13 protein-coding genes are annotated in these 25224 nt (G+C 61.3%); 4 read left to right on the forward strand and 9 right to left on the reverse strand.

Annotated features, from left to right (window positions below; genetic code table 11):
* Nucleotides 1-39 precede the first annotated feature (39 nt).
* The 3 genes from H7993_RS20365 to H7993_RS20375 all read left to right on the forward strand — a co-directional run bounded on the left by H7993_RS20365 (nucleotide 40) and on the right by H7993_RS20375 (nucleotide 4450).
* Nucleotides 40-783, forward strand: a complete 744-nt coding sequence (locus tag H7993_RS20365) for a fimbrial biogenesis chaperone (RefSeq protein WP_185795466.1) — start codon at nucleotides 40-42, stop codon at nucleotides 781-783.
* A 115-nt stretch (nucleotides 784-898) separates the two neighbouring features.
* Complete coding sequence (locus tag H7993_RS20370) at nucleotides 899-3460, forward strand: fimbria/pilus outer membrane usher protein (RefSeq protein WP_185795467.1); 2562 nt, start codon at nucleotides 899-901, stop codon at nucleotides 3458-3460.
* A 54-nt stretch (nucleotides 3461-3514) separates the two neighbouring features.
* Nucleotides 3515-4450: a fimbrial protein gene (locus H7993_RS20375; protein ID WP_185795468.1), complete on the forward strand. Its 936-nt coding sequence runs from the start codon at nucleotides 3515-3517 to the stop codon at nucleotides 4448-4450.
* Nucleotides 4451-4521: 71 nt separating this feature from the next.
* On the opposite strand, the gene H7993_RS20380 is transcribed toward H7993_RS20375, so the two are convergent.
* From H7993_RS20380 to H7993_RS20405, 6 genes are all read right to left on the reverse strand, one after another.
* A complete protein-coding gene (locus H7993_RS20380; RefSeq protein WP_185795469.1) occupies nucleotides 4522-5169 on the reverse strand; it encodes a response regulator in 648 nt (215 codons plus the stop codon).
* A 34-nt stretch (nucleotides 5170-5203) separates the two neighbouring features.
* On the reverse strand, nucleotides 5204-8098 hold the full coding sequence (locus H7993_RS20385; protein WP_185795470.1) for a response regulator: 2895 nt from the start codon (nucleotides 8096-8098) through the stop codon (nucleotides 5204-5206).
* A gap of 115 nt (nucleotides 8099-8213) precedes the next feature.
* Nucleotides 8214-9422 carry a response regulator cyclic di-GMP phosphodiesterase PvrR gene (gene pvrR, locus H7993_RS20390; RefSeq protein WP_185795471.1) on the reverse strand — a complete coding sequence of 403 codons (1209 nt, stop codon included), beginning with the start codon at nucleotides 9420-9422 and terminating at the stop codon, nucleotides 8214-8216.
* The gene (locus H7993_RS20395; RefSeq protein WP_185795472.1) at nucleotides 9419-12238 is read right to left on the reverse strand and encodes a response regulator; all 2820 of its coding nucleotides are present in this window, start codon (nucleotides 12236-12238) and stop codon (nucleotides 9419-9421) included. Before H7993_RS20395 ends, pvrR begins: the two co-directional genes overlap by 4 nt.
* 76 nt (nucleotides 12239-12314) lie before the next feature.
* Nucleotides 12315-13196: a 3-hydroxyisobutyrate dehydrogenase gene (gene mmsB, locus H7993_RS20400; RefSeq protein WP_185795473.1), complete on the reverse strand. Its 882-nt coding sequence runs from the start codon at nucleotides 13194-13196 to the stop codon at nucleotides 12315-12317.
* Between the two features lie 9 nt (nucleotides 13197-13205).
* The gene (locus H7993_RS20405; protein WP_122480250.1) at nucleotides 13206-14732 is read right to left on the reverse strand and encodes a CoA-acylating methylmalonate-semialdehyde dehydrogenase; all 1527 of its coding nucleotides are present in this window, start codon (nucleotides 14730-14732) and stop codon (nucleotides 13206-13208) included.
* A 100-nt stretch (nucleotides 14733-14832) separates the two neighbouring features.
* On the opposite strand from H7993_RS20405, the gene H7993_RS20410 reads away from it, so the two are divergent.
* On the forward strand, nucleotides 14833-15768 hold the full coding sequence (locus H7993_RS20410) for a LysR family transcriptional regulator (RefSeq protein WP_122480251.1): 936 nt from the start codon (nucleotides 14833-14835) through the stop codon (nucleotides 15766-15768).
* A 28-nt stretch (nucleotides 15769-15796) separates the two neighbouring features.
* On the opposite strand, the gene recD is transcribed toward H7993_RS20410, so the two are convergent.
* From recD to recC, 3 genes are read right to left on the reverse strand one after another with little or no spacing between them, the layout of a single operon-like run.
* A complete protein-coding gene (recD, locus tag H7993_RS20415; RefSeq protein ID WP_185795474.1) occupies nucleotides 15797-17878 on the reverse strand; it encodes an exodeoxyribonuclease V subunit alpha in 2082 nt (693 codons plus the stop codon).
* Nucleotides 17875-21576 (reverse strand): exodeoxyribonuclease V subunit beta, encoded by a 3702-nt coding sequence (gene recB, locus H7993_RS20420; RefSeq protein WP_185795475.1) that lies wholly within the window; start codon nucleotides 21574-21576, stop codon nucleotides 17875-17877. Before recB ends, recD begins: the two co-directional genes overlap by 4 nt.
* Complete coding sequence (gene recC, locus H7993_RS20425) at nucleotides 21573-25052, reverse strand: exodeoxyribonuclease V subunit gamma (RefSeq protein WP_185795476.1); 3480 nt, start codon at nucleotides 25050-25052, stop codon at nucleotides 21573-21575. Before recC ends, recB begins: the two co-directional genes overlap by 4 nt.
* Nucleotides 25053-25224 lie beyond the last annotated feature (172 nt).

Raw genomic sequence — 25224 nt, forward strand, 5'->3', positions numbered from 1 at the left:
GCTCGCAGCCTGGCTGCGAGCGCCTTTCGAGCCGAGCCTATGAAAACTTCTTTTATCGTACGCGCCGCCAGCGCGGTATTCAGCGTATTGCTGCTGGCCGACTCGACACCTGCCATGGCCAATGTAGTGATCGCTGGCACTCGCGTGGTGTACCCGGCCAAGGAGCGCGAAATCACCATCAAGCTCGATAATGCTGGCAACGAAGCAGCCCTCGTTCAAGCATGGGTAGACCGCGGCGACCCTGAATCCCGTGCCGACCAGGCAGATGCACCGTTTCTGCTGATGCCTCCTGTTGCACGCATTGCAGCTCAGCGTTCGCAAACCTTGCGCATGACCTACACCCAAGATCGGCTGCCCCAAGATGTTGAGTCGGTGTTCTGGCTGAACGTGCTGGATGTACCGCCTCTGCCGAAAAGCGCAGACAGCAACTTCGTGCAGCTGGCCTACCGCTCACGCATCAAGGTGTTCTTCCGCCCAGAGGGTTTGAAAGGTTTTGCCGAGGACACCCCTGCGGCAATTACCTGGAGCCTGGTACCTGACGGCAAAGGCTTCGCCTTGCGCGGTAGAAACCCTACAGCGTTCAGTGCCTCCTACAACAAGATCGAGCTGGTAGTCGGCAACCAGACCTACACCAGCAAGGGCGGCATGATCGGCCCCCATGACACCTACGAATTCCGCTTGCCGGGCCTGCAGAGCCTGCCTCGGGGCAATGCAATGGTTCGCTATGAATGGCTCAACGACTACGGCGCCGCCAAGTCCGTCGAAACCCGTCTCACACGTTGAGGCCAGCCTCTTCGACCGAGCCATGCCCTACCTCATCACTTCGATAACGCCAGCCACGTCGGTTGAGCCTTGGTCGCTTGCTGTCATGTAGCAGGCCTGTTCAGGACGCCTACTCATGTTTGAAATCATTCGCCTGCGTGCCCACTTCGCGGCACCGCAATCCCATGCTTGCGTTTTGCTGGTGGCCCTTGCCACACCTTGCACGGCATGGGCCGATGATGCCGAGCGCATCAATTTCAATCCCGCCTTCATGACTGATAGCCAAGGTCGCACACTGGACGTCTCGGCTTTCGAGAACGGCAACCCGCTGACGCCCGGTACCTACCGAGTCGATGTGTACCTCAATGGCAGCTGGCAGGGTCGTGATCCCTTGGTCGTTACCCAAGAGCGGGGCAAAGCAGCGCCACGCTTCTGCTTCAGGCTCGATGAGCTCGAGCGTTGGGGGCTGAACGTCGACGCCCTTCCCGATCAGGCCAACCTGCCCACTCTATTGGCCGACGAAAACTGTGTAGAGCTCTCACGGCTGGCAGCGGACATCGGCGTGGAGGTCGACATGAGCGAGTTGCGCGCGGACCTGACCATCGCCCAGGCGTACCTCAAGCGTGTTTCGCGTGGCTATGTCGATCCAAAGAGCTGGGACAAAGGCATCAACGCAGGCTTCGCCAACTACAACAGCAATGTGTACCAGAGTGACACCCGCGGGGTGAGCAGCACCCAGTCGTACCTGGGGCTCAACACAGGTATCAATCTGGGGGACTGGCGGCTGCGCCACAATGGTGCCTACAGCTACAGCACTTCGGCAAACGGTGGGTCGCGCAGCGGCTACCAATCCACCAGCAGCTATGTGCAGCGCGACCTGACCGGTCTGAAATCGCAACTGACCCTGGGCGAGTACTACACACCTGGCAGGCTGTTCGACAGTGTGCCCTTTCGCGGTATTCAGATCGGCAGCGACGATCGCATGCTGCCGGACTCCATGCGCGGCTTTGCGCCACCGGTACGCGGCGTGGCTGACACCAATGCCAAAGTCACGATTCGCCAGGGCGAAAGCATTCTCTACGAAACCACCGTGGCGCCGGGCCCATTCGTCATCGACGATCTCTACAGCACCGGCTATTCGGGGGACCTCTCGGTCACCATCACCGAGGCCGATGGGCGCACGCGCTCCTTCGTGGTCCCGTTTGCTTCGGTGGCCCAGTTGCTGCGCCCCGGCACCAGCCGCTTCAACGTGACTGCCGGGCAGTATCGCGACGACTACCTGAGCAGCAATCCGGACTTCATTCAGGGCTCTTATCAGCGAGGCGTGTCAGACCGTTGGAGCGCCTACACCGGCAGCATCCTCGCGCAGCGCTATCTGGCTGTGCAGGCGGGGACCGCCTGGAGTACCCCGTGGGGGGCCATGGCGCTGGACGTCACCGAGTCACGAGCCAGTGACCTGGCGCCCACCCACGAAGGGATCGACACCACCATGCGCGGGCGCAGCTATCGGCTGACCTACAGCAAACTGGTGGATGCCACACAGACCAATTTCACCGTGGCGGCCTATCGCTTTTCCAGCAAGGGCTACCTCAACTTCAGTGATTACGCCCAACTTCAGAGTCACGACAGCCGCTCGTCATTGCGCCAGCGCAGCCGTTTTCAGTTGAACATCAACCAACCACTCGGCGAGCAGCGTGGCAGCGTGTACTTCACCGGCTCCGCGCAGAACTACTGGAACAGCGACCAAAGGAGCAATGTCACTTACCAGGCCGGCTACAGCAATGGATACGACTGGGGTTCGCTCAACCTGAGCGCCAGCCGCACGCGTGACTACGGTGGCGCTTTCCAGACCCAGTACATGGTAGGTGTGAACATCCCATTCGGACGCACGCGCTCCAACTACCTGAGCACCACCCTGCGCTACGACGACACCGGAAGCAGCAACACCCAAGTCAACGTGGGCGGCAGTGCTGGCGAGCGCAATCAGTTGAGCTACAACGTCTATGGCTCGGCCGACAGAAATGAGGGCCATACCACCAACAGCGGCGGCTCATCGGTTCAGTACCGAGCGCAGACCACCACAGTGAGTGCCGGTGTGAACGCGGGCAACGGTTACAAACAAACCAACGTCGGTGCCAGTGGCAGCCTGGTCGCCCACGCCGGCGGCGTGACGTTCAGCTCCGAGCAGGGTGAAACCATGGCGCTGATCGAGGCGAAAGGCGCGGGTGGTGCGCAGGTCGACAACACGTCGAACGCGGTCGTCAACGACAAAGGTTACGCGCTGGTGGCAGGTCTGATGCCTTATCGCCAGAACGACATCTCCATCGACCCCAAGGGGACTTCGGACTCGGTGGAACTAGAAACCACCTCGCAGTCCATCGCGCCGCGCTTCGGTGCGATCAGCCTGGTCCAATACCCGACCATTTCCGGCACGCCGGTGCTGCTGCACGTCACGCGTAACGATGGCAACAGCGTGCCCATGGGTGCCCAGGTAGAAGATGCTCAGGGGCACTACCTGACCATGGTCGGTCAGGGCGGGCGGGCGTTCATCCGTACCCGCCAGCAGCAAGGTGATCTGCTGATCAGCTGGGGCAGCAAGAGCATGCAGAGCTGCCGTACCCGTTACGTCCTCCCTGACGCAGGCGCTTTGCCTGCCAGCGGATACGTCTTGCTGAACAGTCCCTGCACCCTGCAATGAGCCTGCCGACCAGGGCGCCCTCAGGGCGCCACACAGCCGATCGAGAGAGTAAAGATGAAAATCCCTGTACCCGCATCAAAGCGAGTCGCGCTCGCACTGACCAGCTTGTTGCTCGCATTCGCAACCCAAGGCGCCTCGGCGCGATGCTTGATCTATGGGTCATCTGGCAACTTGACGTTCACTGTGCCGGACAAGCTGGTGGTCCCCAAGAGCACGGCTATCGGTTCGGTAATCTACAAATCTGCCAAAAGTAAAAGCACCGACGGCCCCGACTTCACTTGCCCAACGGGCGGTAGCTGGCGATTCGTCAACGCAGTCGGTAGTAGCACGGGTAGTAATCCGATGCACGCGCTGGGCGACTCGGGAATGGGCTATCGCATACTACGCAATGGTGGCGTCGCGTTGCCGGGTACTTTGTACGCCAATACACGCTACAACTTCGGCGTCTCGCAGTGGGAGGTCTATATCTATAAAACCGGCGATATCAAGAAGGGCAGTATTGATCCCGGTACACTGGGCACCGTCAAAGTCGACACTGACGACGTCATTGCGTTCAAGCTATCCAATGCTATCGCGCTGATGGAAAGCAGCTGTCAGACCCCTTCGGTCAATGTCGACCTGGGCAAGCAATACATGAGTCGTCTCGTCAATATAGGCTCCACCACTGGCCGGAAGGGATTCAATATCGTGTTAAAGGACTGCCCGGCGGGCTTCAGCGGGATCTCGTACCAGCTTGACCCGATCAAACCTGCATTTGATGCCAAACAGGGTATTTTGGCCCTGGACGAGGGTGGCGCAACCGGTGTTGGCATCCAGATCAGTGATCAAGACAACACAGCCGTCAGCCTCGGCGAAGCACATCGTATTTCCGTTGACAACTCCAGCGGCGACCACTCCATTGCATTGCAGGCCGCGTATTACAAGACCGCCAATCAAGTAACGCCAGGCAAAGCCAATGCGTCGATGCAATTCACCATTACGTATCAATAGTACTTTTCAACAGCACTGGTCATCATTCGGTCGAGACTGCAGGCGGCGGGCAAAGCCCAGCAGCCCCTGCTTTACTCGAACTGCTCGGCCCTGATGCAATAGGTCAACAAAGCTTGGTCGCTGTCAGCCTCGAGTTTGCGCATCGCGGCCACTTTCTGCGCACTGACGGTCTTGACGCTGCGGTTCAATTGACGCGCTATGTCGCCAACGCTGGACCCGGCCACGAACAGCCGCAACACTTCCATTTCCTTGACTGACAGACTGGCGAAGCGCTTGTCGACCTCTTGGTTGTTGGCGGTGACCGATGTCGTCGCAATGGGAGGTGCCTTGTAGCTGCGTCGCGCGCTGAGGGCGATCAAGGCTTTCTGAATCTCTTCGTGCAGGTAATTCTTCTGGATCACTCCCGCCACGCCCAATTCCTGCAGACGAGTCAAAATCAGGCTGTTGGAAACCATGGTCAGCACCAGGACCTGGGTGTCGGGGAAGCGGCGAAGCACGTATTCGATCAGCTTCAACCCGTCGCCGTAGAGCGCATCCCCAGGCATGTTGTAGTCGGTTACCAGGACATCGGGCCGATGCTGCTCCAACTGCGCTATGAGTTGACTGGAACTGACCGCCTCACCGATTACGGTGAAGCCTGGGTTGCGCTGGATCATCTCGCGCACGCCCACCAGAACGATCGGATGATCATCGGCGATGACGACGTTCATTTCGTGCATGAGTCATGTTCCTTGCAATGATTAACTTGCCTGTTCATGACTGAGTTGTCAGGGCTGAAGCCACGCTACGAAGACGTCCCAACAAAGCCTCGATACCGCTACGGATGCGAGCGTCCAGCGGCCCCTCCTGCAGGGCATGCTCCCACTGCCCACACGTCCGCGCCAAGGCCATGGCACGTAGGGTTGCCAGCCCGCCGCTCAGGCTGTGCAGCCGCTGCCGTACATCGGTGGCATCGCCCAGCGCCAGCCCCGTTTCGATTGCCTTGATGTCATCGTCCAGCGTACGAATCAGCAGGTCATGCATGGCAGGCGACAATTCGATCCAGTCATCCAGGTCGGCGGTATCGTCGATTCGAGTGGTGGCGTCGATACGCTCGTCCCTGCAATGAGCCAGCAGCGCAGCGCGCAACATGTTCAGGCTCAACGGCTTCACCACCCACGCCGTCATCCCCACCGCCAGGCAGCGCTCGCCCTCCTCGCGCATGGCATTGGCGGTCACACCGATGATCGGTACCTTGACGCCCATGCGCCGCAGCTCGCGGGTCAGCTCGTAGCCGTTCATGCGCGGCATGTTGACGTCGGTGATAACCAGATCGAACGGCTGTACGGCCCAGACCTGCAAAGCTCGCTCGCCGTTCTCGGCCACCATTGCGTGAGCCCCCAGGGCTTCCAGCTGTTCCTGCAGAATGGCTTGATTGATGGGGTTGTCTTCCACCACCAGAATTCGCAAAGCGGCGCCCGGCAGTGACAGCCCCAACAGTTCTTCGACAGGCTCCGGAGCGACCTCCCCCGCCACGATCGGCAACCGCAGCAGCAACGAGAAACTGCTGCCCAGACCGGGCTCGCTGACTACGCGCATGCTACCTCCCATCAGCTCGCTCAGGCGTGCGCAAATCGACAGCCCCAAACCTGCTCCGCTGGTCTGGTCGCGCCCGGACACCTGATAAAAGGGTTTGAAAAGATCGTCCAGCGCTTTGGGCGCGATACCGACGCCCGTATCGGACACCTGCCACTGCAGTGTCACATGCTCGGCAGTCAGTTCGGTCACCACCAGACGCATCAGCACACGCCCCGAGTCGGTGAACTTGATAGCGTTGCTCAACAGGTTGTGCACGATCTGCCGAATCCGTCCCGCATCCCCCCTGACGTGGGCGGGCAGCTGAGGATCGAGTTCTTCCTGGAGCTGCAAGCCCTTGTTCTGTGCCGCAGCGGTGAACCCCTGCACGGCCTCGAGCACCAATGTGCGAGGGCTGAACGGTGCAACTTCCAAGGCCATTTGTCCGGACTCGATCTTCGATACGTCGAGCACGTCGCTAATCAACTGGAACAAGACCGTCGACGAGCCCTGGATCACTTCCAGGTATTGCCGCTGCCGGCTGTTAAGCTGGGTCATGCCCAGCAATTCAAGATTGCCCAATACACCGTAGAGTGGCGTGCGGATCTCATGGCTCATGGTAGCCAGGAACAGCGTTTTCGCTTCACTGGCTTGATCGGCGGAGCGGCGCGCCTGCTCCATGGTCTGGGCGTCGTCGACGTGCCGGGTGATGTCGTTGAAGCCGCACAGCAGCACGTCCTCGCCCTGGTAGCGGGTGGCCACGAAATACGCTTGCAGATGGCGTCCGTCGACTTCCAGCCAAACCTCGCCCGGCGTTGCCGACACCTCGCCCAGATCCAGCAACTCGAGCAACTGCGCGGTACCCTGCCATTCCCGTGCCCGTTGGTTTTCCAGCAGCACCTGGTGATCTTCGCGACGTACCACGCTGAGTCCTACCGGAGCGTTGTCCATCATCACTCGACTGAACGCCTCGCTCTCCAGCAGCCGCTGCTGAGCCCGCTGCGCGGGCTGCACGAACTCCAGCCGGTACCAGCGATTGATCCACCAGCCCACCACCAACGCCAGCAGCATGGTCAGCGCCAGACCGATCAACGGCCATTTCGCGTAACGCAGAAAGTCCTCGTAGCTGATGGCGTAGAGCGCCGTCCAGTGCGCGCCTCCTTCGGTTGCCATCTTGAAGCGCAGACCCTGCCCACCGATGCTCAGGCCCATGGGCGCTTGCCGATCGTCGCCCAGGCTACCGAGCAGCACTTCGCCCTGAGGGGAAATCAAGGTGAACTGATTGTAGACCGGCCGACGCAGGACCCGCTCTATCTCGTTGATCTGGCCCATGTCCAATAGGGCCACGATGGTGGTCAGGCCCTGTTCCTGGCGCGATGGCATCAGGTCGGCAGGCAGATCCACGCCCACTGTCGCCACCAAGGTCTTGGTCGTTGGGTACAGCGCGGCTGGAGCACGCAACCAGCGTACGACGCCGCCGCCGAGCAATGCGCGCTGAGGCTGCAACTGATCGCGCAGACGCCCAGCAATGGTCAGGTAGTGTGCTTGCTGCAATGGCAAGCGTTGGCGCACACCATCGATACCCGGTATGGCGATATCGAACTGTCCGGCCGGTGCGAAAACGAACAGCTGGGGCGAAGCATAGTAGGAGCCTGACCAATAGGTGCTGTAGTAGTCCGTGAGTTGCGTACCCAGGGAAAAGGCACCGTGGGTGTCGGTGCGGCTCAGCTGGCGCCCATGGGACAACGTAAATGGCAGTGACAACGGCAAGCCGCGACCCTGGAACAGGCTGCGGGCGTCGTCGCTGCCCAGTGCCCTGCGGCTGGCAGGTTGAACATCGGGGAGCAGGCCGCGATTGGTACGGTCGTACGCGCTGGCCACGTTACGCAGAAAGGCCTCGTGCTCGTGGATATTCTCGATGACCCGGGCGAAGTGGAATTCGACCTTTTCCTGCTCTGCTTCCACCAGCCGGTGAATGGCCCAATAGCTGGTGCTGGTGAGCAGCAACGTCAGCCCGGCCAATAGCAGCAAGCCTTTGTTCAACCGCTGGGAACTGAGCGCCAGCGCGCCCAGACGCAAGCTTGCATGCTTCATCATCAATACCATCGAAGCCTTGGTGCAAGGCATGGGACCGCGTCGTGGGTACGACCAGAAAAGCCTGAAGCAGGCGACCCTTCAGCAGGCTGTATGGACATCGGACTCGCTGTGGTCAGATTAGTGCTGGCGGAGGGCCATCCTCCACCAACATGGCAGCAAAACGTCCCACGGCCACTGCGGGTGAAATCAGAAAACCCTGGACTTGAGCACAGCCCATGCGCCGCAGCAGCACCAGCTCGGCTTGAGTCTCCACACCTTCGGCCACGACATTGAGGCCCAGCTTGCTGCACAGCTCGATGATGCTCTGCAACACCGTTGCCAAGTGCTCGCTGTCAGCACAGCCATGCACCAGCGAACGATCGATCTTGAGTTCGCTGAAAGGCGTAGAAACCAGGTTGAAATACGAGCTTAGACCCTGCCCGAAATCATCCTGAGCCAGGCCGAAGCCTTTCATCCGCAAGCGACAAGCTCCTGCGTAATAATCCCCGAACTGGCGCGTGGTCGAGGTCTCCAGCAGCTCGAAAACAATCTGCTGTGGCCTGGCATCGCGGGCAACGACATAAGCGTGCAGGCGATCGGCCAGATCATGCTGATCGAGCAGGTGGGTTGGCAGGTTGATCGACACGGGCATCTCATACCCTTGGAGGCGCCATTGCTGCTGGGCCTGAAGGGTGTGACGCAAGGTCAACCACAACAGCTCTTCCTCAAGACCCGAGCCCTCGATGATGCCCATAAAGTTACCCGGCATCAGCACGCCGTAGTCGGGATGTTGCCAGCGTGCCAATGCCTCGGCGCCCACGATGCGCCCGTCACACAGGCTTTTCTTGGGCTGGAACCAGGCTTGTATCTGACCTCGATGCAGCGCCGCCATCACAGTCTCCAGACTGTGCGCTGGCGGCTGGGAACGCTCGCTCAAGGGGTGGTTACCGATGTCCTGGCTGTTGTTATCCAGATGCTCGCGCAGACGCAGCACGGCCGGAGCCTGAACCGGCTTGGAAATCAGCCCGGCGACGTCCAGCCCCATACTGCGCGCGGCCAACCCGGCCCCCACCAGCATACGGCGCGACGCGACACTCATCAGTGCCAGCACCGGTGGCCTGGTCACGCCCGCCAATCGCTGAATCAACTGTACGCCATCCATACCCGGCATCATCAAGTCGCTGAGCAGCAGGTCATAGTGATGGGTGGCCAGGCACTGCAGCGCAGCCGACCCGTCCCAGACCGCGTGCACCTCGAAGCCACCCACCTCCTTGAACAGATTCAACAGGTACTCATGCTGGAAAGGGTGGTCTTCCACGATCAGTACCCGATAGGCGTTCAAACCATTCTCCGCTGATAGGGTTGCAGGGCGTGATGCAGAGCTCGCAGTGTGACCGGCTTGATCAGGAACTGGTCCATACCTGCCGCCAGACAGCGATCGCCCTCCTCGCGCATGGCGTTGGCAGTGGCACCGATGATCGGCAACGTGCACTCGCGCTGGCGAAGCTGGCTGGCCAGTTCATAGCCGTTCATGCGTGGCATGTTGACGTCGGTCAATACCAGGTCGAGACTCGTTGCATGCCACAACGCCAGCGCTTCCAGACCGTCACAGGCCAGCACGACTTCGCAGCCGAGCTCCTGCAATTGATCTCGTAGAATCAGTTGATTGATCACGTTGTCCTCTACCACCAGCACGCGCAGATTGAGTTCAAGCGCAGGCGGCGTTTCACCTGCACCAGCGCATTCCCTGCGTTGCTGTCCCTGGGCACGGGACACCGCCTCCCTGAGTTCTTCGAGATTGTTCAGGTTGGCCTGCCAGATCCCCGACATCGGCGCATCGAGCGTCAGTTCCATGGGACAGACGATCACCCGCGGCCCTTGCCAGGAAGGCATCAGGCCAGGGGATTCCAGTGCCGCATCCAGCTCAACCATCACAGCACCTGCCGCGACCTCGCCGGCGGCGGGTCCGCCCACCTGGGCACGAGCACCCCAGCGTTGAAGCCATCCGCAGATGTTCTCGGCCAGATCGTGCATACGGGAAACAACATAGATCTTCTGGGCCATCAGTGGCACGTACGGGGTCAGGCTCGAAGGCTCATCCACCCGTACAAGAGGCACATCAAAGGCAAAGCTGCTACCCAGACCCGGCTCACTCACCACCCGCAGGTCACCGTTCATCAAATGGATGAGACGCTTGCAGATCGACAAGCCAAGCCCCGTACCGGCGACGACATTGGCATTGCCGCTGACCTGAAAGAACGCATCGAACAGATACTTCTGATCATCGGCACTGATCCCTTTCCCGGTGTCCACGATCTGCCAACGCAGCAACGTGCGCTCATCGTCCCTGCTTGCCACATGCACGCGGAGCACGATGCGTCCGCTGTCCGTGAATTTCAAAGCGTTGCTCAAGAGATTGTTCAACACCTGCCGTAGACGCGTGACATCACCGCTAAGCCAATCCGGGATCGAGGGATCGATGCTGCTGTACAAGTGCAGACCTTTGCCCTGCGCAGCACCGGCATAGCTGTGGATGACCTCGCGAACCAGTTGCACGGGCGAAAACGTGGTGAGTTCCAGAGACAGCTGACCGGCTTCGATCTTGGCCACATCAAGCACGTCGCAAATCAGTTGCAGTAAGTTGGCGGACGAGCCTTCGATCGCTTGCAGGTAGTTATGCTGCTGGGCGTTGAGTTCGGTACGCGCCAACAACTCCAAGGTACCCAGCACGCCGTAGAGCGGGGTGCGAATTTCGTGGCTCATGGTGGCAAGGAACAGCGTCTTGGCCTCGTTGGCCGCATCGGCCGAGCGCCGCGCCTGGTGCAGAGCTCGTTCCACTTGCTTGCGTGCAGTGATGTCACTGAAGGCACAGATCAGCACTTCTTCGCGCTGATAGCGGGTAGGCGCAAAACCGAGGTAAAGATGACGGCCGTCAGCCAGTTCTATCTCGTCGCTGTCATTTCCGTCATTTTCATCGAAAGCACGGCGGATCCAACCGTGACACAACTGCTCTCTCTCGGCCGCCAAACCCAGCCACTGCTCCGCCAGCCGGTTTTGCAACACCAGCCGACCATCGCTGCGGCGCAGGACGCACAGTGCAACCGGCGCGATGCGGATCACCGCGCTGCTGAACGCCTCGCTTTCCACCAGCGCCTCGATGCGGTTGGCCGCCGGAACGATCAGGCGTCGGTCGATGCGGTACACCAACCAGCCCATCAAACCGGACACGCCCAGACACACCAGCAGGCAGATCACCAGGCGGCTGCCTAGCGCGGGCAGCAGCGAGCGCAGATTCAGGCTGTAGACGATCTGCCAATTCGAATAACCGAGCTGTTTTCTGATAGCCAGGTGATCTGGAAACCATTGCGCACCGGTCAAGACAAACGCACTGGCTGCCTGGGCCAGATTGAATGCCTCGCGCGTACCTGGGCCCGAAGCACTGGTAAAGATCAACTGACCCTGGCTGTCGAGCAGCATGAAGTCACCGGCTTCATCATGACGCAGCGCGTCCATCAGAGCCGGTACTTCCACCTCGAGGCCCAGCCAGCCCGAGGCCGGGCTGCGCTCGTCCAGGCGGGTAAAAATATAGAGTGGCGAATCCATCATGCGAGAGTCAGTGAGCCACAGCGCCTCGCCCTGCGCCTGTCCGGCATTGTCCAGTTCATAGAGTCGCTGCAGCATATGAACAGGTACCGATGAAGGTGTATCGCTCACGCTGTAAAGTCGATCGGCTGCGACCCCTTTGCCCTGGCCTACGTACAGCAAACTTACCCGGCTCTGCTGAAGGTAGGCAAGCATGCGCTTGGTCAACCACAGGCTCCAACTGCTGCTGCCTTCACCCAATGCAATATGGGTTTCCTCAGTAGGCACCTCGTTGAAATTGGCCAGAGGCTGCACCACATTGCGTACCGTCGACAATCCCAAGGACCTGAGCAACGCCTGACGACTGACAAAGAAACTCTGCGCATCGGAAACAGCTGCGTTCATGTAGCTGCGGCGCAGGCTGACCTCATCGTTGAAGGCCCCGCGCAGATAACCGTAGGCACCCATGAACGTCCCCAACACCAGCGCGGCGGCAAACAATTGCAGAAGTTTGCGCGCCGCTTTGGGTGTGGAGAAGGTCGAGTCCGGCAGGTGCAGAAAGTGCTTGAGTTTCATCGAGGGCAAACTACGCGCCTGATGACTTCACGCCTATAAGACGATTCCTAAAACTTGAACGGAGAGGCGTTTTGCATCAGTTTCGATACGCCTTGATGATCGCCGAAAAATCTAGACCACCGTCGCCGCGCAGGCTCATCGCCTGATACAACTGCTGCGCCACGGCGCCCAGAATCACCGGCTGGCGTGCCTGCTTGGCCGCTTCCGTGGCCAACCCCAGATCCTTGAGCATCAGGTCGGCACCAAACCCGCCGCTGTATCCACGTGAAGAAGGCGCCGTTTCGACGACTCCCGGCCAGGGGTTATAGGTGTCCGAACTCCAGCAACGCCCGGTAGAGCTGTTGATGATGCCCGCCAGCACCTGTGTGTCGATGCCCAGGGCATTGCCCAATGCCATGGCTTCCGACACGCCGACCATGGAAATGCCCAACAACAGGTTGTTGCAGATCTTGGCAATCTGTCCGGTGCCGACCTCGCCACAATGGACGATGTTGCGCCCCATCTGCGCCAGCACCGGCTGCAGCTGGCCAAACAATTGCGCCGACGCACCGACCATGAAGGTCAAGGTACCTGCCTGAGCGCCACCGGTGCCACCCGACACAGGCGCATCGGCCAGATCAACGCCCTGCCTGGAGGCTGCGGCAGCGATATCGCGCGCAGTCTGCGGATCGATGGTGCTGCAATCCACTGCTGGCGTACCCGCGCGAATGCCAGCAAGCACGCCTTCCTCACCCAGGTAGACGCTGCGCACGTGCGCCGCTGCCGGCAACATGGTGATCACCAGTTCGCCCTGGGCAGCGGCGTTCTTGGGCGAAGCACTGACGTGGCCGCCCAACTGCGCCAATTCCGCCAGTACGTCCTGGTTCAGATCGAACACATGCAGCGTGTGGCCTGCCTTGAGCAGGTTGCGCGCCATGGGCGCGCCCATGTTGCCCAGGCCTATGAAAGCAATGTTCATGGCAATGCCCTATTTCAAGTTGATGGTGGTGTTGACGCCGTCGTTCACGCTGTCATCGTCGAACCAGCGCGCCGTGACCGTCTTGGTCTGCGTGTAGAACTGCACCACCTGCTTGCCGTAGGGCCCCAGGTCGCCAAGTTTGGAACCGCGCGACCCGGTGAAGCTGAACGACGGCACCGGCACGGGAATCGGGATGTTGATACCTACCTGGCCTACGTCGATCTCGCTCTGGAACTTGCGCGCCGCAGCGCCGCTCTGGGTGAACAAACCCACGCCGTTGCCGAACGGGTTGGCATTGACCAAAGCGATGGCTTCGTCGAGGGTATCCACCTCCAGGGTGATCAGCACCGGCCCGAAAATCTCCTGGGTATAGATCTGCATGTCCGTGGTGACACCGCTGAACAAGGTCGGGCCAACGAAGTTGCCCTGCTCGTAGCCAGGCACCTGCACACCGCGACCGTCGAGTTCCAACGTCGCGCCTTCCTCGACGCCACTGTCGATCAAGGCCGTCACGCGCTCCAGCGCACGGCGGGAAATCACCGGGCCGACGTCAGTGCCCGGTTCATTGCCAGCGTTGACCTTGAGCTTCTGCGCCAGCGCCTTCATATCGGGAATCCACTCGCGCGACTTGCCCACCAGCACGGCGACCGATGTGGCCATGCAACGTTGCCCGGCTGCACCGAAGGCGGCGCCGACCAAGGCGTTGAGCGTTTGCTCGCGGTTGGCGTCCGGCAATATCACGGCGTGGTTCTTCGCGCCCATCATCGACTGCACGCGCTTGCCATGCCGGCCGGCCAGGTCATACACATGGGTGCCGACAGCGGTCGAACCGACGAACGACACCGCCTTGATGTCGGCATGGGTGCACAGCGCATCGACGACGTCCTTGCCACCGTGCACCACGTTCAATACACCGGGCGGCACGCCTGCTTCCAATGCCAGCTCCACCAGCTGGACCGTGGACAGCGGATCCTGCTCCGAAGGCTTGAGCACGAAGGTGTTGCCGCAGACGATCGCCATGGGGAACATCCACAGCGGAATCATCGCCGGGAAGTTGAACGGCGTGATTCCCGCGCACACACCGATGGGCTGACGCAGCGTGTAGGTATCGACGCCACCGGCGACGTTCTCGGCGAACTCGCCCATCTGCAGGCTGCCGATGGAGCAGGCATGCTCGACCACTTCCAGGCCGCGGAAGATATCGCCCTCGGCATCGGCAATGGTCTTGCCCTGCTCGGCACTCAAGGTCTGCGCAATGCGCTTGGAATGTTCCCGGATCAATGCCTGCAGCTTGAGCATGATGCGCATGCGCGCACCCAGTGGCGTCAGGCGCCAGGTCTTGAACGCACGCTGCGCGGCGGCTACTGCGGCATCGACCTCGTCGGTCGTGGCGAAGGGCACCCGCGCCAGCACTTGCTGGGTGGCCGGATTGACGATGTCGCGCCATTCCTGGGTGGTCGAGGCGACCCACTGCCCATCGATCAGCAGTTTTACATCGTCGATCTTGCTGGCATTCGGTTGAACGGACACGTTCATGGATGACCTCCGCGTATTTATTGTTGTGGCGAGACGGTTCTGCGATGGAGTATAGATGCTGCAAACATCTAACAAGAACTCACAATAAAGCCGGTCCAACATGCAAAAAGACCTTAGCAGCCTGAACTGGGACGATCTCAAGTTCTTTCTCGAAGTGGCTCGTACGCGCAAGGCCAGCATCGCGGCCAAGCGCCTGGGAGTGGACTACACCACCGTATCGCGGCGCATCGGCTCGCTGGAAAATGCCTTGGGTACCCTGCTGTTCGAGAAGTCGCGGACCACAGGCTTCGTCCTCACTGCCGAAGGGCAGCGCCTGCTCGCTTCGGCCGAGTCGATTGAAAGCACCCTGCACATGGCCTGTGAGCAGGTTTCCGGGTCCGGCGTGGCGCTGTCAGGGCATATCCGCATGGGCTGCACCGAAGGCTTCGGCAGCTTCTTCATCACCCCGCAGCTCAGCCACTTCGTCGACACATACCCGGCCATCTCGGTCGATATCCTGCCGCTGCCGCACTTCATCAGCCTGTCCAAACGCGAAGCCGATATCGTCATCGCCCTGGAGCGCCCCGAACATGGGCCCTACGTCTGCTGCAAACTCTGCGACTATCGGCTCAAGCTGTATGCCACGCGGACCTATCTGGATCGTCATCCCCCCATCGAAAGCAGCGCCCAACTCAGCGAGCACCGGTTCATCAGCTACGTCGACGACCTGGCCTTCAGCTCCGAGCTGCTGTACCTGAACAAACTGCTGCCCAACGTCAACGCCGGGCTGCGCAGCACCAGCGTGATCGCCCAATACACCGCCGCGCTCCAAGGACACGGGCTGGTCATACTGCCGTGCTTCCTCGCCGCTCAGGACGAACGCCTGGTGGAAGTCCTGCCCGAAGAAGTCGATATCACTCGGCAGTTCTGGATGTACTGCCGAGAGGACCTGAGGAAACTCAAGCGGATCATCCTGCTGTGGGATTACATCCGTGACGTCACCGACCGCAACGCTGCACTGCTGATGGGACACTCGCGCACCACCGAGCCCCTGTAGCAGCGGCGCAAGCCGCGTCACACACGTCTCACGACTTCCACTCGAGCATCAGCCCACTGAGTCTCTTGACCCTGCGCCGCACAGCCTCTTCGAACACACCCCTGCGGGTTTCGATCAAGGTGAACCAATGCTTGGCCCGCGTGATACCCGTATAGATCAGCTCCTTGGTCAATACCGGATTCAAGGCATCAGGCAGGATCAGCGCCGTGTGCGCGAACTCCGACCCTTGGGATTTGTGCACCGTCATCGCATAGACCGTTTCCACGTCATTCAAACGACTTGGCAGCACAAAGCGGATGCCGCCCTGCCCGTCGTTGCGGGGAAAGGCCACGCGCAGCACCATTCGATCGCGCTCGCCACCCTCGGGCAGCATCAGGGCAATGCCGATGTCGCCGTTCATCAAGCCCAGGCCATAGTCGTTGCGTGTCATCAATACGGGCCTGCCCTCATACCAGGGTTGGCCACCCTCAATGAGGCGCGCATGGGTCAAGGCCTGGGTCGCGCGAGCGTTCAGGCTTTCCACACCCCAAGGCCCCTTGCGCACGGCGCACAGCAACTGGAACTCATCGAACGCGTTCAGCAACCCACGGGCCCAGGTGGCCCAGGCTTGATCTTCCAGACGCGTGTCGGCCGGCGGCCGAGAGGTACCGATCTGCTCCAGATAACGTCGATAACCTTGTGGTCCGTCGGCGTCGCGACCGTGTCCGTCCAGCAGCAGGCGCAGCAACGCCACATCGTGCTCGCCCTTGAGCGGCAGCCAATGAACATCGGGATACTGGCCTTCCTGCAGCAAGGCACGCGCGCCGTCGGCGTCCTGCAAATTGACCCTGGCTGCCAGCTGGCCAATGCCGCTGTTCTCGCCGAATCGGCGCGAGTGCCGCAGCATGACCACCTGCTGCGCCAGGGCGTGATCATGCTCGTTGCCTTCGAGCAGCCCGCTGCGTGCGAGGTCCTCGCCGCTGACCTGCTCCAACCAGGCGCGCGTCGCCGGGCTGTAGTAGCCGGACTCGGCCTGGCTGCACAGGTCGCCCAGCACCGCACCCGCCTCGACCGAGGCCAACTGGTCCTTGTCGCCCAGCAGCACCAGCCGGGCATGGGCCGGCAGCGCATCGAGCAGATTGGCCATCATCTCGAGGTCGATCATCGAGGCTTCGTCCACCACCAGTACGTCCAAGGGCAAAGGGTTGGCTGCATCATGACGAAAATGCCGCGTGCCCGGACGGCTACCCAGCAGGCGATGAACCGTGGTCACCTCGGTCGGAATACGCGCCTTGATTGCGGTGTCCACCTGCAGGCTCTGCACCTGCAAGCTGATCGACTCGGTCAGTCGCGCCGCTGCCTTGCCGGTCGGCGCCGCCAGCCGAATACGCAGTGGTTTGTCCTGGGCCACCGCGGGCCCTTGCAGGAGAGCCAGCAGGCGCACAACCGTGGTGGTCTTACCCGTTCCCGGGCCGCCCGTGACGATACTGAAAGCACCCCGCACGGCCAGCGCGCAAGCCAGTTTCTGCCAGTCGATCCGAGCCCCGTCGGTGACCCCGAACAATTGCGTCAGCCGTTGTGCAAGGTCCTCCGGTACCGGCTCCCGCGCGTCCAGCCGCTGACGCAGCGCATCACCGATACGCCGCTCGTACGCCCAGTAACGACGCAGGTACAGGCGCTGGCTTGAAAGCACCAGAGGTGAGCTGCCTGTAGGGTCATCGGCGCCCCCCACCAAGGAGCTGTTCGCCAGGCTGGCCAGCCAGGCCTCGGCACCCAGGCCCTGAAGCAACTGCGATGGCAGCAGGGCCACGCCCCCTTGCAAGTCGCCCTCGGGTGGCAGGGACAAGGCAAAATCCGGTGCCTGCAGCGTCGCCGCCAGATCCAGGCAGACATGCCCATGCCCCAGCTGGTGGCTGGCGAGGGCGGCAGCAAGCAGTACGAGAGGGTCGCCCTGCGGGTCGAGGTCGGCAAGAAACGCTACGAAGGCTTTGTCCAGCGCACGCAGCCAACCGCGCTCTACCCAACGCTCGAGCAACGCCAACAGGTCGGGCGTGCGTGTTCGGGGCTGCAGCTGAGCAAAGCTGTGTGCATCCAGAGGAGTGGGCAGCAGGTCGGCAAACGAGCGGGTCATGGTGCACTTTCCTCGAACAGATCGGCCTGGACATCACGGCGTCCGCCTTTGAACAGCGCATCGAGTTCCTCGATGAGCTCACGGGGTGGCCGGGTGAAGTACATGCCCTGGCTGGGCGCCCCAATGCCGCGCAGAAACACGAACGCCGCACCGCCCACGTGTTCGTCGTAGTCGTACCCTGGCAGCCGCGCCTTCAACTGGCGGTGCAAGGCGAGCAGGTACAGCACGTATTGCAGGTCGTAGCGGTTGGCCAGGATGCATTCGGTCATCGCAGCGTGGGTATAGGCGGCATCATCCGGACCCAGCCAATTGGATTTGTAGTCGGCAACGTAATACTGCCCCTGATGCTCGAAACACAAGTCGATGAAGCCCTTGAACATGCCGTTGAGCATGGCGCCTTCGGCTGGCATTCGAAGCACGCCGGGATGCGTGTACTGGCGCACCAGGGTATCGAGCTGGCTTACATCGACCTTGTGGCTGGCGAACCAGAACTCCATCTCGATCTGGTATTGGTATTGGTCGAGATCGGCCATGCGTACCGGGGCTCGTTCGGACCCAAGCTGCAATGGCTCGTCGATGAAGCGCCGCAACCAGTCGTCCAGGGTAGGGATCCAGCCGCTCCAGCCGCGTCGACTGCAACGCCGCGCGACGTTATCGGCCAAACGTTCCGGGGCCGCGGCAACGCTGGCGAAACCTTCGCGCCCTGCCCATTCCAGCAAGCCGTGCAGAAAAGTGCCCGGCCCGGGGCCACGGGGAAAACGGTGAATGTCGCCACTGGTGGCCGGCACCTCGCGCGGCACCTGCGCGTCCAGGCGCTCATCGTCCATCAGTTTCTGCTCGAGAGCGCTGTCGGGCGCCTGGTCATCATCCGCGCCCAACGTGTCGCTGATGCGCAACGCGCTGTAGGACGCTATCCACCAGTTCTCCCGCGCACTGCGCTTTGGCAGGCGCACCTTGAGCAGCGCGGCGTCGCTGCGCAAGGGTACGTAACGGCTATCGTCCACCTCTGGCACTGGCACACTCACGATGTCTGCGCACCCTGCACTCGACGCTTGCAGCCAACTCGCAAGCTGGCCTGCATCGGCAAGCGGCTGCCCGCCGCCAAGCAGGTACCCGATGGCCGAACGATGGAACACCGACTCCTTGGTCGTACCGCGCTTGAGCTCGGCGATGCCGAGCCAGCAGCCGTGCTGAGCCCGGGTCAGGGCCACGTAAAGCAAGCGCAGGTCCTCGGCCAAACGTTCGTCGTCGGCCAAGGCCACCTGTTCGGATGTAGGGTTGAGCGTCAATTGCACGCGGTGAGCCGCGTCGTGGTAAACCAACGGCAATCGCTTGCCGTCGACCGGTTTGCAACTGCAGATGAAAGGCAGGAAGACCAGTGCGTACTCGAGCCCCTTGGACTTGTGGATAGTCACCACCTTGACCAACTGCTCGTCGCTTTCCAGACGCAGGATATGCTCCTCCGCTGCGCTGCCGGAAAGTGCCAGCTGTTCGCTCAGATGACGGATCAGCGCCTGCTCGCCGTCCAGCTCGCTGGACGCCTGCTGCAACAGTTCGCACAGGTGCAGCAGGTTGGTCAGGATACGCTCGCCATCGTCACGGCCGATCAGCGCCAATGGCAGGTCGAAATCGTGCAGCAGGCGGCGCAGCATTGGCAGCACGCCCTGGGTGCGCCAGATGTTTCGATAGCCACGGAACTGCATGACCCGCGCTTCCCATTCCAGCTCGCTCAGGTTCAATTGCTCCAACTCGTGCAAAGACCGGTTCAGTGTGACGCTCGCCAAGGCAGCGCGCAGTTGCCGCTCCGAGTCAGGCTCGGCGCACGCCTTCAGCCAGGCGAGCAAGTCATGGGCTTCCTGAGCGGCAAATACCGAGTCCTTGTCCGACAGGTACACACTGCGGACCCCCCGGTCGGTCAACTCTGCACGCACGGCCTGGGCCTCTTTGCCATCGCGCACAAGAATGGCGATATCCGCCGGCAGAATACCGCTGACCCTGCGCTGTTCCACCTGAAAGCCTGCGTGCCCGGCTTGCCCCGCATTCAACAGGCGCACGACTTCCGCCGCGCAGGCACTGGCCAGCGCCTTGCGATACGCGACGCCGGAAATGGGCTGGTCGCTGGGCAGATGCCAGAGCGTCAAGGCCGGTACGGCCTGCCCGTCCACGATCAAGGACTCCTTGCGCCCCTGGGCCCGCACATCCAGAAATGGCACAGGGTTGTCATCGCCTTGGCGGAACAGGAATGCACCTCGCCCCTGCGCACGCTGCTCGGCCTGCATGAACATATGGTTGACCGCGCCGACCATGGCCTGGGTAGAGCGGAAGTTGGTACCCAACGTATGCAGCCTGCCCTCGGTCGCCCGACGCGCCTGCAGATAGGTATGGATATCGGCACCCCGAAAGGCGTAGATCGCCTGCTTGGGGTCACCGATCAGGAACAGGCCGGTCTCCTGCTCGTTTCGCTCGATGTGGTAGATGCGTTCGAAGATGCGGTACTGAACCGGATCGGTATCCTGAAACTCATCGATCAGGGCCACGGGAAACTGTTCACGAACCAGCTCGGCCAACTGTTCACCACCAGCGCTCTGCAAGGCCCGGTCCAGCCGCACCAGCATGTCGTCGAAGCCCATCTCGGCACGCCGGCGCTTTTCTTCCTCGAAGCGCGCGCCGATCCACTGCGCTGCATGCCTCAGAACCGCGCTCTCAGGCGTCGGCAAAGCCGCCAGTGCCGCAGGCAGCTCGACCATCGCGTGCAAGCCGGCGTGCTCCGGCGCATCGCCTTTCCAGGCTTCGGCCATGCCGTCGGGGGTCAAGCGGGTAAAACCGGTACCGATATCCAGGTCGTGTTGGTTTGGATCCGTAGCCCAGGCGGTGATCTTTTCAAACCAGGGTTCGAAGTAGCGTGCCTGCATCTTGCGGCCATCGACTGCCTTGGCCGCCACCGCCTGCAGGCAGATTTCACGCAACTGGGTGGCCCACTGCGGCCAAGGTTCCTTGAGTTCGACCAAGGCTCGCTCACGCTCGGCCAGGCAGCGTTCGATCAGCTCGCCGGGCTCATCGCCCGAGACATCTCCCTGCACGTGTGCGAACAACCCCCGCACCCGGCCAAGCAATGCCGCAGGCCCGCCAAGATGAGCGCGTACCCAATCCAGCGCAGCGCCATGCATCGGGTAATAGAACCGCCGCCAATAGTCACGCACAACCTCGCCCAGCAATTCGCTGTGATCGGTTTCCAGACTCTGGGTGAACAGGCTGCCGCTGTCGAACGCGTGTTCGCGCAGCATGCGCTGGCACCAACTGTGAATCGTGGAAACGGCAGCCTCGTCCATCCACTGGGCAGCGATATCCAGTCGGCTGGCACAGGCCGGCCACTGGCCAAGTTCGAATTCGTCGCGCAACTGCTCGACGAGCGCATCCGGTGCCGTTATCTCGTTTCGGAAAAACCGCGCGGCTTCGGCCAGACGGATCCGAATGCGCTCGCGCAGCTCCTTGGTTGCGGCATCGGTGAAGGTCACTACCAGGATCTGCGGGGGCAGCAGTTCGCGTCCGAAGCCGTTGATGTCTCCACCATGGCCAAGTATCAAACGCAGATAGAGTGCGGAAATGGTGAATGTCTTGCCGGTGCCGGCACTGGCTTCGATCAATTGGCTGCCACGCAGCGGAAAAGCCAATGCCAGTGGACGTTCGAGCGATGTCATGAGCGAGCCTCCCTGTCATCGACCGATCTCCAGGGCGCCTCCAGCATGGGCTGGTACAAGGCTTGCGCCCAGCCTTCGAATTCTTCCCCGTCCATCAAGGCATCGAAATCAGTGAACTGGCGCATCAGTGCCATCGCCTCCCGACGCTCGCCATTACTCGTCACGCCATCGCCCTCGTACGCTTTGCGTGCTGCCACCAAAGCCTTTTCCTCATCGGTGTGCGAAAGCCAGGCCACGGCCGTTTTCACGGCTACCGGCAGGGGCCGGGTCATGCCCGCTTGCCAGGCCAGCAGCAGATCGCTCAGGGCGTTCCGAGCCTGGTCCAGGGGCAGTGGCTCGAGCAGCAGGGTATCGTCACTGGCAACTACCGCAGTGGTCAGCGGCAATCCAACGGCGCAGGATGCCAGGTGCAACACCCACGGGCGTACCAGCCGATGCCATTTGCGCGAGCGCACGCCGCCAATGGCGTTGGCAATCGTTGAAACGCTGAGGTAGCTGCCGTCTTCACGCTGGTAGACACCCGCCAGCCATCCCTCCAGTACGACGCCCTGGGCCTGGAAAGTGATCGGCAGGGCACTGTCCAGTCGCGACGGCCACATGACGAGCAACTGACGGTAGCGCTCGAGCAGATCGGGCAGTGGCTCGATCAACTCCTCGCGCAACCGAGTGCCGAATTCGGCCATGGGCAACAGGCCGCTGCCCTGCAACTTGCGCGCATGGGTTTCCAGCGTCTCGGCAATGGCGCCGGCACTGGCCATGCCGGCACCGAGCAGGCTGTCACTGAGCGTGTAACGCTCCAGCGCATCGAGCACGAAGGGCTCGATGTCGGCCACAGGCTTTTCCGCCGACTCGAAGAAGACTTTCAGCCGCTGGCTGAAGAAATGCCTGACGGGATTGCGCAGAAAGTCCTGCAACTGAGCCACGCTCAGCGGCTCATCCTGACGATGAGCCTGCAGAGGCGACTGCGCATGAGGTGCTGCTACTTGCGCATGCAAGTGCTGCCACTCCCTGGCAAAGCTGAAAAGAGCCGGGTTGCCTTGATGAAAATACCGAGCGCTGAAAGGTTGGAGGGGATGCTCCAGCGTGAGCGCATGCAATAGCTTCTCCCCGCTTGCCGAGTTGTCCAGCGCCTCATCGCCCGCCAGCCTCCAGCCATTGGCCAAATGATCTCGCAGTTGCCCGACCAGTACCGATGGCGGCCGCTCGCTGTTGTCTCTGATACTGCGTCCAACCCAACTGATATACAGCTGTTCGCGGGCCGAGAGCAGTGCTTCCAGTAGCAGATAGCGATCGTCCTCGCGCCGCGAACGGTCACCGGGGCGATAATCGCTGCCCATCAGGTCGAAATCGAGCGGTGGTTGCGCCCGAGGGTAATCGCCATCATTCATGCCCAACAGGCACACGATCTTGAATGGAATTGCACGCATCGGCATCAAGGTGCAGAAGTTGACGGAGCCAGCCAGAAAACGCTGGCTCAAGCGGCCCTGATCCAGCCCCGCGAGCCAGGCTTCACGCACCACCGTCAGCGGCAATGCTTCGACCAGTCCCACGGCTTCGCAGGTTTGCAGCCACTCTTCACGCAGCTCTTCGAGCTGGTTGAGCAAGTACTCGTCATGCTCGGTGTCGGCAGTGAAGAACAACTGCAGCATCTGATGCAGACGCACACCCCACTCGGCCGGGCTGGCCGCGCGATCAAGTTGCTGGCAGGCTACTTCCAGGGCATCCAGCAGCGCTGCCAGCGGGCCGATAAGCGCTGCGTCCAGGCCGCCGATCTCGTCGTAGGGCTCGATATCACTGCAGCCCACACCGGTTCCGACGGCATAGCCGAGCAACATTCGCCGCAGCCCAAAGCGCCAGGTGTTCTGTTCCAGCTCGATCGGCAAGCCCAGGTGCTGGCGGTGCGCCGCGTGAAGGCCCCAGCGAATGCCTGCGCCTTCGATCCAGCGACGCAAGGTCGGCAGATCACGCTCCTGAATCGCGAACCGACGCCGCAGGGCAGGTACGTCCAGAAGGTCGAGGATCTCGCTCACGGGGAAGCGGCTGTCCGGCAGCTTGAGCAGGTGCTCGACCGCTATGAGCAGAGGATCTCGCCCGCGCTGCCCCTGGTCGGTCAGCGTAAAGGGAATGAATCGGCGGTCTTCCCGGTCCAGCTGGCCAAACACTGCGCGAATGTGCGGCGCATAGCTGTCGATATCCGGCACCATCACGATCACGTCACGGGGGCGCAGTCCGGCATCGGCACTGAACCGTGCCAACAACTGGTCGTGAAGGATTTCCACTTCGCGCTGCGCACCATGCGCGACGTGGAAGCGGATGCTCTTGTCGGTCTTGATATCCACGGGTGGCCAGGTGGATTGCGTTTCACCCAGAGGGCGCAGCTCTAGAATGTCGTCCTGCAACTGACCCAGTAGATGCTGTGGCTCGCTTTCGCTGAAGAGGTCGATGCGACCATCCCGAAACGCCGACTGATAGCTGGCGGGATCATCATAGCTGTCGAGCAGATTGATGTAGTCACGGCCCTGCTTGCCCCAGGCAGCAAGCAATGGGTGTGCATGCTGATGAAGGCTGTCGGTGTCCAGCACCGCTGGCATGCCCTGCTTGCGAGCCTGACGTTTGTATTGATGACGCAGAAGGTCTTTGTCCGCCACGATATCTGCCCAGTGGTGCCTGCAGGGATTGTGCACGCACAACAACACCTGGCTGAATCTGCCCAGCGCCGCCAGTGCCTCCAGACCCTGTGCAGGCAACGAAGAGATGCCGAACACGATGACCCGCGAAGGTAGCGCTGCCGGCGGCTTGTCGAGCGCCGCCGCAGCTTCCATGAAACGTTGATGCACCCCTGCACGGCTTTGCGCCATGCCTTCGGAGCCTACATCCTGCAGCAGTGCCCGCCATAACTCCGCCTGCCAACAATTGCCTGCCGGCAGAGGTCTGCTCAGCCCCCTGCCATTGCGCAGCTGATGCTTGCCTTCCGCCCAGTCCTGCAGCCAGTCCGCGCGATAGACCTGGTATTGATCAAACAGGTCTGCCAGACGCTCGGACAACTGGTAGCGCTTACGCAGGTCGTTGTCGTCGAGCAGGAAGCGCTGCAGGGGTTCGAAATGGGGCTGGTCAATCAGTTGCGGCAGAAGACGCATCAAGCGCCAGGTGAGCGGCGCCTTGTCGAGCAGCGAGGACGACGGGATCTGGTCCTGCCCCAGTACGCTTCGATACAACTGCCACATGAAACTACCCGGCAACTGCACGTCTACCGCCGCAGAAATACCTACGCCGCCCTCGTCATCCGGGCCTTCGTCCGCAGCAAGCGCGAGCTTGAGCCACTGGGCGATACCGTTGCTCTGCACCAGGATGATTTCATTTTCCAGAGGACGCAGTGGGTACAGGCGCATCCAGCTCACGACAAGGCTGCGCAGTTCGTCCAGACGATTGCCGTGTACGACCATGAAACCGGGGATAAGAGGTGACACAGCCGACATGGGCGAAGTCCTTGAGGTGAGCGTGAATCAAGGCTCAACCTTATCAGATGTGGCTTTGCGAGTTGAGCCAGCCGGATCTGCCCCGCCTGTAAGAGACAGCTGAATGTTGAATTGATAAGTAGGAGGGGTCTTACAAAAAATGCCGTACAAAAGACAAAACCCCTACCTGCTC

It is taken from the genome of Pseudomonas baltica (assembly GCF_014235765.1).
GTDB lineage: Bacteria > Pseudomonadota > Gammaproteobacteria > Pseudomonadales > Pseudomonadaceae > Aquipseudomonas > Aquipseudomonas baltica.